Source organism: Tardiphaga sp. GW821-FHT12E02, from assembly GCF_058807155.1.
The window spans coordinates 13,731-26,532 of the sequence record NZ_JBXAQK010000002.1 but is presented as its reverse complement, the minus strand read 5'-3'; the positions used below and the strand labels follow the sequence as shown (position 1 = coordinate 26,532).

20 protein-coding genes and 1 pseudogene are annotated in these 12,802 nt (G+C 59.6%); 12 read left to right on the top strand and 9 right to left on the bottom strand.

Annotated features, from left to right (window positions below; translation table 11 throughout):
- The first annotated feature begins 12 nt into the window (after positions 1–12).
- The 4 genes from AC1RQ5_RS27580 (at position 13) to AC1RQ5_RS27565 (ending at position 2,929) form a co-directional block, all read left to right on the top strand.
- Positions 13–786, top strand: coding sequence for an ABC transporter substrate-binding protein (locus tag AC1RQ5_RS27580; RefSeq protein WP_493203728.1), 774 nt, complete (start codon positions 13–15; stop codon positions 784–786).
- Positions 787–799: 13 nt separating this feature from the next.
- Positions 800–1,405, top strand: a complete 606-nt coding sequence (locus AC1RQ5_RS27575; RefSeq protein WP_493203726.1) for a hypothetical protein — start codon at positions 800–802, stop codon at positions 1,403–1,405.
- A gap of 940 nt (positions 1,406–2,345) precedes the next feature.
- Complete coding sequence (locus tag AC1RQ5_RS27570; RefSeq protein ID WP_493203724.1) at positions 2,346–2,699, top strand: hypothetical protein; 354 nt, start codon at positions 2,346–2,348, stop codon at positions 2,697–2,699.
- 68 nt (positions 2,700–2,767) lie between these two features.
- Positions 2,768–2,929 carry a hypothetical protein gene (locus AC1RQ5_RS27565; protein ID WP_493203722.1) on the top strand — a complete coding sequence of 54 codons (162 nt, stop codon included), beginning with the start codon at positions 2,768–2,770 and terminating at the stop codon, positions 2,927–2,929.
- A 66-nt stretch (positions 2,930–2,995) separates the two neighbouring features.
- Here the strand turns inward: AC1RQ5_RS27565 and AC1RQ5_RS27560 are convergent, their stop codons facing one another.
- Positions 2,996–3,250 (bottom strand): hypothetical protein, encoded by a 255-nt coding sequence (locus AC1RQ5_RS27560; protein ID WP_493203721.1) that lies wholly within the window; start codon positions 3,248–3,250, stop codon positions 2,996–2,998.
- 312 nt (positions 3,251–3,562) lie between these two features.
- Here AC1RQ5_RS27560 and AC1RQ5_RS27555 point away from each other — a divergent pair, with 312 nt between their 5' ends.
- Together AC1RQ5_RS27555 and AC1RQ5_RS27550 are read left to right on the top strand one after the other, a co-directional pair.
- Positions 3,563–4,015 carry an Hsp20 family protein gene (locus tag AC1RQ5_RS27555; RefSeq protein WP_493203719.1) on the top strand — a complete coding sequence of 151 codons (453 nt, stop codon included), beginning with the start codon at positions 3,563–3,565 and terminating at the stop codon, positions 4,013–4,015.
- A gap of 78 nt (positions 4,016–4,093) precedes the next feature.
- A complete protein-coding gene (locus AC1RQ5_RS27550; RefSeq protein ID WP_493203717.1) occupies positions 4,094–4,459 on the top strand; it encodes a hypothetical protein in 366 nt (121 codons plus the stop codon).
- 78 nt (positions 4,460–4,537) lie between these two features.
- On the opposite strand, the gene AC1RQ5_RS27545 is transcribed toward AC1RQ5_RS27550, so the two are convergent.
- The 3 genes from AC1RQ5_RS27545 to AC1RQ5_RS27535 form a co-directional block, all read right to left on the bottom strand.
- On the bottom strand, positions 4,538–4,780 hold the full coding sequence (locus AC1RQ5_RS27545; protein WP_493203715.1) for a ribbon-helix-helix domain-containing protein: 243 nt from the start codon (positions 4,778–4,780) through the stop codon (positions 4,538–4,540).
- A 104-nt stretch (positions 4,781–4,884) separates the two neighbouring features.
- Entirely contained in the window at positions 4,885–5,181 is a 297-nt protein-coding gene (locus AC1RQ5_RS27540) for a hypothetical protein (protein ID WP_493203713.1), read from the bottom strand.
- 5 nt (positions 5,182–5,186) lie between these two features.
- Complete coding sequence (locus AC1RQ5_RS27535) at positions 5,187–5,453, bottom strand: hypothetical protein (RefSeq protein WP_493203712.1); 267 nt, start codon at positions 5,451–5,453, stop codon at positions 5,187–5,189.
- A gap of 297 nt (positions 5,454–5,750) precedes the next feature.
- Here AC1RQ5_RS27535 and AC1RQ5_RS27530 point away from each other — a divergent pair, with 297 nt between their 5' ends.
- Together AC1RQ5_RS27530 and AC1RQ5_RS27525 are read left to right on the top strand one after the other, a co-directional pair.
- Positions 5,751–6,257 carry a YciE/YciF ferroxidase family protein gene (locus AC1RQ5_RS27530; protein ID WP_493203710.1) on the top strand — a complete coding sequence of 169 codons (507 nt, stop codon included), beginning with the start codon at positions 5,751–5,753 and terminating at the stop codon, positions 6,255–6,257.
- 53 nt (positions 6,258–6,310) lie between these two features.
- Entirely contained in the window at positions 6,311–6,565 is a 255-nt protein-coding gene (locus AC1RQ5_RS27525) for a hypothetical protein (RefSeq protein WP_493203708.1), read from the top strand.
- A gap of 94 nt (positions 6,566–6,659) precedes the next feature.
- Here the strand turns inward: AC1RQ5_RS27525 and AC1RQ5_RS27520 are convergent, their stop codons facing one another.
- The 4 genes from AC1RQ5_RS27520 to AC1RQ5_RS27505 form a co-directional block, all read right to left on the bottom strand.
- Positions 6,660–6,926 (bottom strand): SemiSWEET family sugar transporter, encoded by a 267-nt coding sequence (locus AC1RQ5_RS27520; protein ID WP_493203706.1) that lies wholly within the window; start codon positions 6,924–6,926, stop codon positions 6,660–6,662.
- A complete protein-coding gene (locus AC1RQ5_RS27515) occupies positions 6,923–7,174 on the bottom strand; it encodes a hypothetical protein (protein ID WP_493203705.1) in 252 nt (83 codons plus the stop codon). Before AC1RQ5_RS27515 ends, AC1RQ5_RS27520 begins: the two co-directional genes overlap by 4 nt.
- Before the next feature lie 72 nt (positions 7,175–7,246).
- The gene (locus tag AC1RQ5_RS27510; RefSeq protein WP_493203704.1) at positions 7,247–7,552 is read right to left on the bottom strand and encodes a hypothetical protein; all 306 of its coding nucleotides are present in this window, start codon (positions 7,550–7,552) and stop codon (positions 7,247–7,249) included.
- A gap of 69 nt (positions 7,553–7,621) precedes the next feature.
- Positions 7,622–8,044, bottom strand: coding sequence for a BLUF domain-containing protein (locus AC1RQ5_RS27505; RefSeq protein ID WP_493204513.1), 423 nt, complete (start codon positions 8,042–8,044; stop codon positions 7,622–7,624).
- A gap of 301 nt (positions 8,045–8,345) precedes the next feature.
- On the opposite strand from AC1RQ5_RS27505, the gene AC1RQ5_RS27500 reads away from it, so the two are divergent.
- The 3 genes from AC1RQ5_RS27500 to AC1RQ5_RS27490 all read left to right on the top strand — a co-directional run bounded on the left by AC1RQ5_RS27500 (position 8,346) and on the right by AC1RQ5_RS27490 (position 10,527).
- Positions 8,346–8,885: a DUF4142 domain-containing protein gene (locus AC1RQ5_RS27500; protein ID WP_493203702.1), complete on the top strand. Its 540-nt coding sequence runs from the start codon at positions 8,346–8,348 to the stop codon at positions 8,883–8,885.
- A gap of 183 nt (positions 8,886–9,068) precedes the next feature.
- Positions 9,069–9,899 carry a hypothetical protein gene (locus AC1RQ5_RS27495; protein WP_493203700.1) on the top strand — a complete coding sequence of 277 codons (831 nt, stop codon included), beginning with the start codon at positions 9,069–9,071 and terminating at the stop codon, positions 9,897–9,899.
- A gap of 208 nt (positions 9,900–10,107) precedes the next feature.
- A complete protein-coding gene (locus AC1RQ5_RS27490) occupies positions 10,108–10,527 on the top strand; it encodes a DUF1236 domain-containing protein (RefSeq protein WP_493203698.1) in 420 nt (139 codons plus the stop codon).
- Positions 10,528–10,702: 175 nt separating this feature from the next.
- On the opposite strand, the gene AC1RQ5_RS27485 is transcribed toward AC1RQ5_RS27490, so the two are convergent.
- On the bottom strand, positions 10,703–11,599 hold the full coding sequence (locus AC1RQ5_RS27485; protein WP_493203696.1) for a LysR family transcriptional regulator: 897 nt from the start codon (positions 11,597–11,599) through the stop codon (positions 10,703–10,705).
- A gap of 109 nt (positions 11,600–11,708) precedes the next feature.
- On the opposite strand from AC1RQ5_RS27485, the pseudogene AC1RQ5_RS27480 reads away from it, so the two are divergent.
- Positions 11,709–12,548 (top strand): annotated as a pseudogene (locus AC1RQ5_RS27480) (SDR family oxidoreductase); the annotation flags it as partial.
- Positions 12,549–12,802 lie beyond the last annotated feature (254 nt).

Here is a 12,802-nt window from a genome sequence, read left to right as displayed (position 1 = left end):
CAAGCGCAAGCGATGCAAAGTGCTTCCCAGAAAACCCGCAAGCGGCGCCGCAGCGCGCGAGCGTTCGCCTGGTTTCTCGCAGTCGCCAGCTTACTGTGCGCGACCTTTCTTGCCGCAGCTGCCTATTACGTGATGCGTCCGACCAAGTTGCGCATTGCCGTGCCGGTGGAGGAAGTTCGGTCTCTTAGAGTTATCGCCGGGACGTTTGCGCGCAATCGGGACCCTGTCCGTCTTTCCATTGCCGAGACCGCAGACGAGCCGACAGCAATCGAATCCGTTATGAGCAAAAAGGCTGAGCTCGCCGTCGCACGCTCCGATGCGACGCTTCCCGCAGATCTCACGGCTGTGGCCATCCTGCGCAAAGAGTTTCTGGTCATCTGGTCGGCGCCTCATCCCGCCCCTACGGGAAAGTCTTCGAACAAAAAGATCGAAGATATCAAGCAGCTTTCAGGTAGGCAGGTGGCTGTACTGGGCGGCAGTACCGATGTCGCACTTTTCAAGCTGGTGCTCCGCGAAGCCGGTGTTGCCGCTGACAGGGTCGAGATTGCCGACACGCCCTTAGAAGCGACAGAGCGCGCGATCCGCGACGCGCGCAACGACGCATTCGCGGCTGTCGGAGGGTTGACCAGCAAAGCACTCACCGACGCCATCGCCTTGACGGCCCGGCTTCGGGGTGAGCCGCACATCCTAGCGATCGAGGGATCGGAGGCCATCAGCAAAAAATTTCAAGGACTTGCCTCTGCAGAAATCCCGCCCAATACGTTCGGCCCCTCCCCGGCCGAGTGACGCTGTCGAAACGTTGAGCGTCGACAAGTTGATCGTCGCGCCCAAGCGGCTTGACGGGCCGTCAATCGTAGCACTCAGTAGGCAGCTTTTCGAAAACCGGCCTGAACTGCTTCGGGAGGCACCATCTCTGGCTTCCCTTGCGAAACCCGACACCGACAAGGATGCGCCTATTCCCCCACATCCCGGCGCGGCCGCATATATCGAGGGATCAGACCGCACCTTTCTGGAGCGCTACAGTGACCTGATCTGGGCGGCCGTTCTTCTGCTTTCCGGCCTCGGATCTTCAGGGGCATGGCTGCGCAGCTACCTTAAGCGGGAGGAGCGGGACCAATATCTCAAAGCCCGGGATCGCGTGCTGGAACTGATAACTTCGGCGCGCACCGCAGCCGACGACGAGAGCCTTGCTGCTCTGCAGCGACAGGCGGATGACATTCTTGAACGGACGCTCGAGTACTTTCAGGATGGCGCGATAGGCAATGCGTCTTTGTTAGCGTTTGGTCTAGTACTCGAGCAATTCCACTATGCCGTGAGTGATCGCAGGCAAGCGATGGCGCAGGCGGGTTGGCATGCGGTCCCGCCCGCCTCTAGGCCAGGCCCTGCGGGCGCTTCGCGTTCTTGATCCGGTCCGGTCCGCCAGCGGGCAGCTTGTCATAGCTGTATACCGATTTCCGGCTAAAGCCCTGTTTGGCCTGTGAGTGAACGATCAAGCGATTGATGGCTTCGTTCACCGTTCGGCGGCTCTGCCCGTTTCCACTTTTTCTATTGCGGCCATGCAAACGGCCGATATTTTCAGCCTGTTATGCCGAAGACGAAGACGCCAATCTGCCCTAAGTGCGAGGCTGTGACGGCCTGGGTCCGTTCGATGCCGCCCAATAAGGGGTTTGTCACGCATTGTTATGAATGTCCGAAATGTAATTTCATCAACACGGTCGTCGAACCTGTTCCTATTAAGCAAGCCGAAGGTTGGCTTCGAAGCGAATTGACCCCCCACCAAATAGAACCCATGCGTCCTATTACAAAGAAATGGACTGAAGAAGATGTCGTTCGCTTGAGCGTCTTACTTGAGGAAGGGGCAACACTTCTACGCGCCGCCAGCGCCTTGAACCGCGGCACGTCCTCCGTTCAAAAATGCGCGGGAGCTCGGCAAAAGTTTTGCGGGCGTTCGTCTGGTACGTGCGGGTCTTCGATCGACAGGGGCCCTTGAGCCAGGACCGGATCGCAAGGGCCGATCGTCATCCTAGTTCGACTTGTCCGGCCTGAATGCGGAATCGGGCGGTGATCGGACGCCGTCCAGCCTCATATAGTTCGTAGCATACAGCAGTAGCATGACGAATGCTGCCGCAGATGCGAGTGCTATGATGGGAAGCCGTGGCCGGTGCATGTGGATCTCCCAGAACCTGATGCGCCGAAACGCATCAGGCCCGGAGGGACAGAGGAACGCCTCAGACGAGGCTTCCGAGCAACCTGCGGTTTGCGGCGACGTTCCAGGAGCTCCTATGGAACGTAGCGCCGTATGCTGAATTCTCACCAGAGTTACAAACTGGAGAGGAAAAAACCTGATGAGAAAGATGTTTGCAATTGCAGCCGTCGCCATGCTCAGCGCGGCTCCAGCCCTGGCTCAAAGCGGAGCCAATCCCAGCGCGCCTCAAATGAACTCGACCGGTACTGGTGTCACTCAGCCCGACGTCGATGCGCGCGGAACCGCCATCGATCGTCCTACGGGGACGACGGGCGCAGCTCCGGTCGCGACTGGATCGGAACGCGGTAACAACGCAAGCTCGTTGAACGGATCGAACGCAGCGTCCGGTACCTACAGCGGCGCCAACGCGCCGAGCAACACCGACGCCGGCCGGACATCTGGCGGTGGCGGTGCCGGCGGCGGCGCTGGTGGCGGCGCAGGCGGCGGAAACTAAGCACGGGCCCCGGGAAACCGGGGCTTTTTGCTTATGGGCATAAACAACCCACGTAAGGGGTTATCGTAATGGTAGATCAGAAAGAGACAGCTGTTTCGGAGCATGAGACGCCGGCCAACGACCGCACACCGACAGCTGCAAAAGCACTTTCGATTGGCCTGATCGTCTGGGTGCTTGTTGGAGCGCTCGCTGTGCTTGGCGTCTTTTCATTTTTACAGACCCGAGGCTAATCAAAGAAAAGACCGCCAGGGCAGCTCGCCCCAGCGGTCGTTCCTCTACACAGTGTGACAACGCTATTATTTGCCAGCGCCGATGTTGCCGCCCTTTATGTGGCCGAGCGAATTGCTGCCCTGGCCCGAATTGCCGTTGTTACCTTGTAGCGCGGCATTGCCACCCGTGTAGGTACCCGACCGCGCTTGCCCGGTTGTCATTCCGTCTTGCGAAGTCATCCCTCGGTTGACGTTCCGCTTGTGGGATGTCCCTGCAGTAGCGCCCGACAACGTGCCGGCCAATAGAATTGCTGCGGTCGCGCATGTCACAAACTTCATCATGTTCGATCTCTTTCTGAGTTGCCTGATCGATCCAATCCGAAGTCTGGTGATCCGTTCCTTCAATAGGTAACCCAACGACACGAAGATCGTCGCGCTTTGCCTCGGCACCTGGTCGTGCCGATTAGGAAGGGCGGCATTGCGCTTAAAGCTACCGAACGGCGCTTAAAAAAAATTTCTCGCCTCCTCTTGAAACTTGCCGGGGGGCTTAGCTATTTTCGGAATCGCCAGGCGCCACCAGGGCCTGGCGCGAGGCGGGCGCCGGCAGCGTCCGACGTCCGTTCATACCCATTTTGCTCATTGGAGGATTTGGCTATGACCAATCATGACTTCGCCCCGCTTTGGCGTTCGAGCATCGGCTTTGATCGCCTCTTCGACTCCTTAAACTCCGCCCAGCGCGGCAACGAGGATGCCTTCCCGATGTATAATATCGAGCGCGTCGGTGACGATCGTTACCAGATCACGCTCGCTCTCGCCGGTTACACGCCAGACAACGTGTCGGTGACCGCCGAGCAGAACGTGCTGACGGTGGAAGGACGCCGGGAGGAGCAGAAACGCGACTTCCTTTACCAGGGCATCTCCGGCCGCGCCTTTAAGCGACAATTCAATCTGGCCGACCACGTGCAGGTGACCGGCGCCCATTTCGAGAACGGGTTACTGCGGATCGGCCTGCTGCGCGAGGTGCCGGAAGCCAAGAAGCCGCGCAAGATCGAAATCGCGACATCGGCACGGTCCAACGTTGAGCAGCTGACGTCTAAGGCTGCTTGATCAATCGTCACTGCTGCTGTGGCGTACCTACGCCGCAGCAGCGCATCGAGCCTTATCGAAAGGAGTTAGGAGGCCAGCATGACAGCACCTGTCAGCTCAATGAATGAGATCCATGCAAACTCTCTTCTTGCCAGTACGTTTACGCATCCCCGCGAAGTCCTGGCAAATTTCTTCCTCGACACCTTGCAGAAGCGGTGCATCTTAGCGACCTGGGCATCCGACGCCTTTGCCGTCGAGGGCAAGCCATGGCTTCGCCAAATTCCCGGATCAGCCACGCAGGTCAGGATCGGCGACATCATAAACGCTTTGAAGATGTTGGATGATGGCGACGGCACGCCGCCCTGTCCGTCGCAATCGGCCCTCCCCAGGCCTCTCCGAAAGACCCGCGCGGTCGGGCAGACGGCGTGGGAGCAGCGCCGCCGACTTGCCGACATCCACATTTAAACGGACACGGCAACCGCTCGAAAGCGGCTGCCGCGTTGGCTTTAGACGCAGGGGCCGCCAGCCGTGCGCACCTCCAGGTCAATCAGTCCTTCCTCGGGCCTGACCAGCGGTGCAACGGCTTTCCCGCATGTAATGCTCTACCACATACACGCGGACGGCTGAAGACAGGTTTGGTCCCGTATGGCTGGCCGCAATCCTCCTGACTACGGCCGCCCTGGACGTGCCCTCCGTAGTGGCAATTTCATCCAGAGCATTGAGAAAGGCTTCATCGATCGCAATTCTGGTAGACCGTCGCCGACCTACTTTTAAAGTATACTTCATGACGTGGCGCTTCTAACCGGACGCATGCTGAAAGCTTCGAGTCATCGGCATGCAAGATACCTGCAATACTCGACTGCATCGAAAGGGCGGCTCCGCCGAATATCTCAGATGACAGCTTCGATGATGCCAAGCCGCTTTGCCTCCTCTGCTTCGAGGTACCAGTTGCTCGGCGCGCGCTTGACGACTTCTTCAAGGGAAACCTGCGAGCCGTGCACGAGGTTCGCAAAACCCTCGTTCTGAATTGCAATGGAGCATTCGATCTCATTCAAGGTCCCCTGTATGTTGGCCAGACATGCCGTGAGCGGCCCGTCGATCGTCAGCGTCTTCGACAGCTTGCGCTCATGGACCATCAGCCGGCTGCCGCGCCGCACATAGCGGTTCTCGCGGGCGAAGAAGCTCATGAATGTCACTCCGGCCGAATAGATGGCGCCTTGCCGAGGAACACAAACCGGCGTTCAGGAGACAGATCGCTGTGAAAGCGGATGCCCTCACCCATCATCCGGGCGACCTCAGGATCTCCGCCAAGAGTCGAAAGTTCTGCCACGACCAGATCTCGGCCGCTTGCTGCTTCAAGCTGCGATCTGAATTGCTTGTACATGTCATTATCGACCGTCCCGGAAAGAAGAATGGCCGGGTTTTTGAAGTCCTGTGCTTGCAGCGCTGCACTCGGCATCGTCGGTGTCCTCCTATTGCTGTGAAAGCGCGCGCAAACGCATTTGAACGAACGCGGGTTCCCCCATCATCAGCAATTCGCCTCGAGCGAACGAACACCAATACGTTGAACAGCAGGCGGGCGCGACACTGTTATGCCGCGGCCGGCACGTAGTAGGGTTGCAAGCCGAGAAGCAATTCATCAGCGGCTGCTATACTGCGTCTGGCACTCCTTTCTGCGTAGCTGCAACGACCCCGGAACAATCTTCCACTCTCAAGCTTATGCAAAGCGTTTCACTCAGCTTGAAGGGGCTCAGTTATGGCGAAAAAAGCAAAACTGCTGGCAGATCTGTTCTACGACACGCTCAAAGACATCTACTTCGCCGAGAAGAAGATCTCGAAGACCCTGCCAAAGATGGCAAAGGCGGCACAGTCGCCTGATCTCAAGGCGGCCTTCGAAAAGCACCTCGACGAGACCATGGTGCAGATCGAGCGGCTCGAAGAAGTGTTCGAGATTATCGGCAAGCCGGCCCGCGGCAAAACCTGTGAAGCCATCAACGGCATCACCGATGAAGGCGCCGAGATCATGGAAGAGTTCAAGGACATGCCGGCGCTCGACGCAGGCTTGGTCGCTGCGGCACAGGCGGTCGAACATTACGAGATCGCCCGCTACGGTACCATCCGCACCTGGGCTTCCGAGCTCGGCTTCGACAAAGCGGTCAAGCTTCTTGACCAGACGCTGGAAGAGGAAAAGGCGACCGACAAGGCGCTTTCCAAACTGGCGATCTCGGCCATCAATCTCGATGCCGAGAAGGAGCTCGCCTAAGGAACGGGGGTTGCCGCAACGGCAACCCCTCCCCTTCCCGCAAGGTCAGTTAGATGCGCATCGAGCAGGTGCTCTTCGAATATGGCCAGGCCGTGCAGCCCATGCGCAGCGCGCCGAGGGACGGCACCAGCATTCTGGCATTCGCGCAAGATCGCGGGACGATTATCGGTCATTGGCCGAACGACCGTCCCGTCTCGCAGGACCGGCGTGGGTGGAAGATAACGGCGCTGGAATTGGATATCTTGATCGGTATTTCGAAGGCTGGCTTGATCCGCGGACATTTAAACCGTTTGATCAGCTCGGTCTGAAACGGCTCCTCATCGCCTGCATTGATGAGGCGCGCGCCGCGGGCGATCCAACGACGTTTCTGGAAGATCCGCCGCGCCTCTTGGCCAACGAACTTTAGTGTCTCGAGTCACGGATTTTGCAGGCAAGCGTCGTCGCAGCCAATGCGGCACCGATACTGTTCGCAATGACGATGATGATGTCCTGCCTGAAGGCGCCGTAAGCGACCCAGCAGGAAAGTCCGGCAGTGAGTGCAATCAGTGTTTTAACCGACAAATCCTTCGTCGCACCTGGCGGCAGTGCTTTTTGCACCTGCGGCCAATACGAGAGGGACGTGAGGCCGGCGGCAAGTATCCCCAGCCAGAAAATGAGGTGATCGTTCATTTCATTTTAGACGAAGGGGGACCCTCAACTGTCCTGTCCCACGTACTTTTAAGCGCTTCAGCTTCGGATCGCGTCATCCGCAGCACATCGCGGAAAGCTTTGGCCGAGCGCTTAAGGCGCTGAGTGTCCCGCACCTGACCGGTTTGTCGAAAAGACTTGAGGGCTAATCGAGCGCGTTCGAGCGCAACAAGGACTTCTTCCAGCGGCGCACGATCCCGCGCCATCTCGGTTTTGCCAGGCAATGCCACGTCTCTTGTCTCCTTAAAGCTCAGCCCTTTTGGCTGGCGAAAGTGAACAACGGCTCAAATCACTTGTTCCGGTCAGAGCCGGTCGAGCTCCGTGGCCCGGATTTGGATCTCGAGCTGTCGAAACCTTTGTTCTAGATCTGCCTTGAATGCGTCCCACCAAGCGCGGTCCAGCTTCGGCACCGTCACTTCAAGCACAACGAGATCATCCTTGGCGGGCGACGTCCCTTCCCGGATGTAGCCTTGCGACGGAGATCTTGGTTTGACCGTCAGCCCTCCGAACTTGTCAAACAGCTGCCTCCGTACTTCGATGACCTTCGCGTTGCCGATGCCCCAGCCATCGTCATCGCAAAGAGGCACAAACACCTCGACCACAAACATTGAATTCCTCACGCGAGATCTGCGACTTACCCGATCTTCACCGTGTGAATTGCCGAACGCCGATATCGTTCAATCCTGCTCCGCAGCGCTGGCGGTCAGAAAGTCGAGGGCGGCAAGCGCATCCAGGCGTCGGAGGTTAAGCCGGTCGTTGACCTGCACATGGCCGGGGCCTGCCGAGCGGCCGTCCAGATTGCTGAAGCCCATCGCCCAGTTGGAGAACAGCCGGCCAGCGTCTCCTCGTTGCAGCTGGAGGATGTCGCGGTGCCGCTGGTCCCGCTCGATGCGGGCGAACGTATCGCGGACGGCGGCGGGTGGCCCTTCGAGGGCCTGCAGAAATTCCCCTTTGCAATACACGAGCATGCCGGTGACTTTGGCCGCAGCGTTGTTGCGGCGGGCTTCCTCGAGAAGCCGGGTCAAATCCTGGGCGCTAAAAGGATCTGTCGCAGAGCTCACATATAGAACGCGAAACACTAAACCTCCTGGTGATGTCATCTCATCATGGGCTATCTTCGAGCGTGCGTTAAGGTGCCCTGCGACCGTTAAGAGAACGTAACGCGTCATGCTGGTGTAACAGCATGCTGTCCACAGCTCTCAGCAAAAGTGCTGGCCCGAAGTCGGCAGGGATGATCATATGGATTGTCGGCACAGTAGATCCCATCCGCTTTGCTTGGCTCCCGGCGCGCCAACCCACAGCATTCCCCGGCGCGCCGGGCTTTTTTGCGGAATGGAACAAGCTTCGTGAATGGACATTTCCGGTTGCAAACAGGTGTTGGTCGTACCGAGGAATGCTCTCATGAACAAATTCTTGCTCGCAACAGCTGCCGTGCTGACGCTCGCGTTCAGCTCCGCCGTTTCCGCTCAATCGGTCGGTGAGAAGACCGGCGTGAATTCCTTGCTCGGCGTGGCGCCAAGCACCGGCGATTTCGTAAAGGAAGCCGCGCTCAGCGACCTAACCGAAATCGCAACCGCCAAGCTCGCGCAGGAGCGCGGTGATGCGGACGCCAAGACTTTTGCCGCGCAGATGATCACCGACCACACCAAAACCTCGACCGAACTCAAGGCGCTGGTCTCTTCCGGCGTGAAGGCTGAGATCCCGCCGGCGCTTGATGACACTCACCAAACGAAGGTCGATAAGCTCAAGGACGCCAAGCCGGAAGACTTCAACGCCGACTATGCCTCCATGCAGGTGAGTGCGCACAAGGACGCAGTGTCTTTGTTCGAGCGTTACGCCAAGGGCGGCGATGATGCGAAGCTGAAGGACTGGGCCGGCAAGACGTTGCCTCATCTGCAGCATCACCTTGAGATGGCGCAGAACCTGAACAAGAAGAAGTAAGCTCTCCTGCTGGTGAGGCGCTTCTGCCTCACCAGTTTGGGACGGTTAGGACATGTCAGGCCGTAGGACCTGCGCCATGCTCTTTCCATGCCGTTCTCCGAATGCAGGCAGGACGGGGAACTTTGAGCCCGATTGCATCTTGAATGGGCAGATAGTTCGCTGGGAGCTGTGGGGAGACTAAGCATGATTGATACTGTGGTAGTGACGCCGGCTGGCGGCTCCGACGAGCCAGCAGTGGCTGGCGTATCCTGGCCTGCGGTTGCCGCGGGCGCGACTGTGTCGCTGGCGTTGACGCTCGTCCTTCTGGCGTTTGGCACCGGCCTTGGCCTTTCGGTCGTTTCGCCCTGGGGCAATTCTGGCGCGTCCGCCACGACTTTCAAAATTACAACGGGCTTGTATCTGGTGGTGATTGCAATGATTTCGTCGTCCGTCGGCGGGTATCTGGCCGGCCGTCTGCGGTCGCGCTGGGTCGGTGTGCACACCGACGAGGTTTACTTCCGCGACACGGCCCACGGCTTCCTGGCTTGGTCATTCGCAACCGTTCTTGGCGCCATTCTGCTTGCGGCGCCTGCTTCCACCATTCTTGGAGGCGCCGCTTCCGGCGTAACTGCAGGTGCAACTGCGGCCGCTTCTCAGTCGGGTCCGGTCGATACTTACGTTGACACGCTGCTTCGTCCCAACACCCCTGCCCCCAATGGTGACTCAAACGCCAGCCGCAGCGAGTTTTCGCGTATCTTTGCATCAAGCCTGCGCAGCGGTGAAGTTAAGCCGGCGGATCGTTCCTACGTGGTCAAGGTCATCGCTGCCCGCACTGGCCTGTCCGAAGCTGACGCCGACAAGCGGGTCACTGATGTCGTCAACGACGCAAAGGCCGCTGCCGATGCTGCTCGCAAGGCCGCCATGCAACTCGCTTTCTGGCTCACCGCATCTTTGCTGATTGGCGCCTTCTCAGCAAGTCTCGCCGCCACGGAAGGCGGCGGTCTTCGCGACGGCACTTGGAAGCGTCGTCGCTGATTTCTATCAAACAGGAGCTTCGCTATGCCCATCCTTCTTTGGTTACTTGGAATCCCTCTTCCGATCATCCTGCTGATCCTCTTCCTGAGGTAACGCAAGCGCCGCCGGTCGTCCGGCGGCGTTTCGTTTTGTAGATGACCGGTATGCTGCCGGAACAAAGTGCCGCACCGCAACTTAAGCACGGATCTTTGATCCAAGGAGTTCAGCAATGTCTCATCATATCAAAACTCTCGCGACCGCCGCGGTTCTGATGGCGACCTGCTCGCTTGTCATGGCTCAGGGCGTCCCTGGTGGCATGGAGCGTGGCGCCCGTGATGGCGAACGCGCTGCTGGTCCGGTAGGCGCCGCGGTCGGCGCGGCAGTGGGTGGGGTTGTCGGCGGCGTAGCTGGCGTGCTTGGTGTGGACGACCGTCCCCGCTTCCGCACCTATGTCCGAGGCCGCAACGTCCGTTCGTACACCTATGCTGAACCGGTCGCCGTCGGCACCGTGCTGCCAGCTGATGGCGTGACCTATTACGACGTGCCAGATGACTATGCGTCGGTGCGAGAATATCGCTACACCGTCGTGAATGACCGCACGGTGCTGGTCGATCCGCGCACTCGTCGCGTTGTGCAGATCGTCGAGTAACACCGCTCGGATAACTTTGACGAACGGCCTTCCCTTACCGGCAGGCCGTTTACGTTATGCGACACATTGGGAGGCGATCTGTCATCGCTCGAGCCATCGCACTTGCAAGCAGAATGTCCGCTTTGCGCCAGAAGCTGCCTATCGATTAACTCTACTCGGTCATGCGCAACTTCCATCAACCGTCGCTAACGTAGCTCGCAAGTTCGTCCGGCGTTCCCTCTGGAAACGCGGCCTTCAAAAAATCGAGGAAGGCCGATACGCGCGCGCTGAGCAGGCGGCGGGAGGGATAGAGCGCCCAAAGGGCGATCTCCGGCCCCTCGACGTCCGCCCAATGCAGCAGCCTTCCGGCCGCGATGTCGTGCTTCACCAGCGAGACCGGAAGGCGCGCGGCGCCTGCGCCTGAACGGACGGCGTCGCGGATCATCGGCAGCGTCGACAATCTGAGGATCGGATGCGCGGTGAGCCGCGATTTGCCGGAGGGCGTCACCACGTCCCATGTTTCGACGAGATGGCTGCCGCCGCGAACGATGGCCGGGATGGGCGCGTCCCCGGCACCGCGATCAAGGGATGGACTTGCGACAACGATCAGACGGTCATGCAAGAAGACGCGACCGACCAGGCTTTCATCCGGTGCCGGATTGACGCGGATCGCGAGATCATAGCCCTCCTCAATCATGTCGACGCCGCGATCCTCGGCCGTGACTTCGAGGCTGACGTCCGGGAATTTTACCGCGAACTCGCCGGCGATCTTGCCCATTGCCGTCTGGGAGAACAGTAACGGCGCACTGATCCGCAACCGCCCGTGCGGCCTCGTTCCACCGGACGCGATGGTTGCCGCGGTCTCGTCCAGTTCGAGCAACAAGGCGCTGGTCCGCTCATAGAGGGCGCGTCCCTCCTGCGTCAGTTTCAGCGCGCGGGCGCTACGCTCGAACAGCCGCAGATTGAGGCTGGCCTCAAGTTCCCCGACGCGCCGCGACAGGGTCGCCTTGAGGCGAAGCGACGCTCGGGCGGCTTTTCCAAAACCGCCGTGACGGGCCACCAGATTAAAATCGGCAAGGGCCAGCAGGTCCATATCGTTCCACCTGTGAGACAGCACGTCCAGATTCGACGGCTATTAGCATCAGTATGGATCAATATTGTGAGCCATGCCATTCCGGCTTTCTCAATCAGGAGTGAAATCCATGACCATTCTCGTTATCGGCGCCACGGGCCGTGTCGGCCGGCACGTTGTGCAGCAACTCGTCGATCGCGGCGCCAGCGTGCGGGTGCTCACCCGCGATCCCGCCAAAGCCAATTTCCCGGCCCATGTCGAAGTGGCTCAAGGCGACCTGCTCGACATCGGCGCGCTGCGCGCCGCGTTCAAAGGCGTTCGCACGCTGTTTCTGCTCAACGCGGTAACCGGCGACGAATTCACCCAGGCGATCATCACCCTGAATATCGCCCGCGAAGCCGGCGTGGATCGAGTGGTCTATTTGTCAGTGCTGCACGCCGATCGCTCGGTCAACGTGCCGCATTTTGCCGTGAAGTCCGGCGCCGAGCGCATGCTGCAGGCGATGGATTTCAACGCGACGATCCTGCGGCCGTCCTACTTCATCGACAACGAAGTGATGATCAAGGACGTCATCCTTAACCACGGAATCTATCCGAACCCGATCGGCAGCAAGGGCATCGCCATGGTCGACGCCCGCGACATCGCCGAGGTGGCGGCGATCGAATTGATCCGCCGCGATCAGGCGCCGGGCAAGCTGCCGATCGAGACCATCAACCTGGTCGGCCCGGATACGCTGACCGGCGCGAGCGTCGCCGCGATCTGGTCGGAAGCGCTGGGCCGCCCGATCGTCTATGGCGGCGACGATCCCAGCGGTTTCGAGCAGAACATGGCGACCTTCATGCCGCCATGGATGGCCTATGAAATGCGCCTGATGGCCGAGCGTTATGTGAGCGACGGCCTGATCCCGGACCAGGGCGACGTCGAACGCTTGACCGCAATGCTGGGTCGCCCGCTGCATTCCTATCGCGACTCGCAACCGCTACGGCCGCGACTGCCTGACCTTCGGGCTCGTCCCACACGCGTCGGAGCGGCTGCGGATCGCAGCAGCTCCGACAATTTACGGACCCCGGTGCGCGCCACCTCTATAAGCGATGTGAAGAGCCGCTTTGCGCCATTATCGGCCGCTTGTGCTATGCCCAACGGACAACCAGCCAGCCATTCTGCCACATGATCTGGGGCGATGATGGGATAGGTTCGGTGTTGGTGACGTCAGAAGGCACATCT

Bases quoted from the DNA above. Each gene is read 5' to 3' on its own strand.
- AC1RQ5_RS27580 (WP_493203728.1), top strand. From the start codon at position 13: ATGCAAAGTGCTTCCCAGAAAACCCGCAAGCGGCGCCGCAGCGCGCGA.
- AC1RQ5_RS27570 (WP_493203724.1), top strand. From the start codon at position 2,346: ATGAGAAAGATGTTTGCAATTGCAGCCGTCGCCATGCTCAGCGCGGCT.
- AC1RQ5_RS27565 (WP_493203722.1), top strand. From the start codon at position 2,768: ATGGTAGATCAGAAAGAGACAGCTGTTTCGGAGCATGAGACGCCGGCC.
- AC1RQ5_RS27560 (WP_493203721.1), bottom strand. From the start codon at position 3,250: ATGATGAAGTTTGTGACATGCGCGACCGCAGCAATTCTATTGGCCGGC.
- AC1RQ5_RS27555 (WP_493203719.1), top strand. From the start codon at position 3,563: ATGACCAATCATGACTTCGCCCCGCTTTGGCGTTCGAGCATCGGCTTT.
- AC1RQ5_RS27550 (WP_493203717.1), top strand. From the start codon at position 4,094: ATGACAGCACCTGTCAGCTCAATGAATGAGATCCATGCAAACTCTCTT.
- AC1RQ5_RS27545 (WP_493203715.1), bottom strand. From the start codon at position 4,780: ATGAAGTATACTTTAAAAGTAGGTCGGCGACGGTCTACCAGAATTGCG.
- AC1RQ5_RS27540 (WP_493203713.1), bottom strand. From the start codon at position 5,181: ATGAGCTTCTTCGCCCGCGAGAACCGCTATGTGCGGCGCGGCAGCCGG.
- AC1RQ5_RS27535 (WP_493203712.1), bottom strand. From the start codon at position 5,453: ATGCCGAGTGCAGCGCTGCAAGCACAGGACTTCAAAAACCCGGCCATT.
- AC1RQ5_RS27530 (WP_493203710.1), top strand. From the start codon at position 5,751: ATGGCGAAAAAAGCAAAACTGCTGGCAGATCTGTTCTACGACACGCTC.
- AC1RQ5_RS27525 (WP_493203708.1), top strand. From the start codon at position 6,311: ATGCGCATCGAGCAGGTGCTCTTCGAATATGGCCAGGCCGTGCAGCCC.
- AC1RQ5_RS27520 (WP_493203706.1), bottom strand. From the start codon at position 6,926: ATGAACGATCACCTCATTTTCTGGCTGGGGATACTTGCCGCCGGCCTC.
- AC1RQ5_RS27510 (WP_493203704.1), bottom strand. From the start codon at position 7,552: ATGTTTGTGGTCGAGGTGTTTGTGCCTCTTTGCGATGACGATGGCTGG.
- AC1RQ5_RS27505 (WP_493204513.1), bottom strand. From the start codon at position 8,044: ATGACATCACCAGGAGGTTTAGTGTTTCGCGTTCTATATGTGAGCTCT.
- AC1RQ5_RS27500 (WP_493203702.1), top strand. From the start codon at position 8,346: ATGAACAAATTCTTGCTCGCAACAGCTGCCGTGCTGACGCTCGCGTTC.
- AC1RQ5_RS27495 (WP_493203700.1), top strand. From the start codon at position 9,069: ATGATTGATACTGTGGTAGTGACGCCGGCTGGCGGCTCCGACGAGCCA.
- AC1RQ5_RS27490 (WP_493203698.1), top strand. From the start codon at position 10,108: ATGTCTCATCATATCAAAACTCTCGCGACCGCCGCGGTTCTGATGGCG.
- AC1RQ5_RS27485 (WP_493203696.1), bottom strand. From the start codon at position 11,599: ATGGACCTGCTGGCCCTTGCCGATTTTAATCTGGTGGCCCGTCACGGC.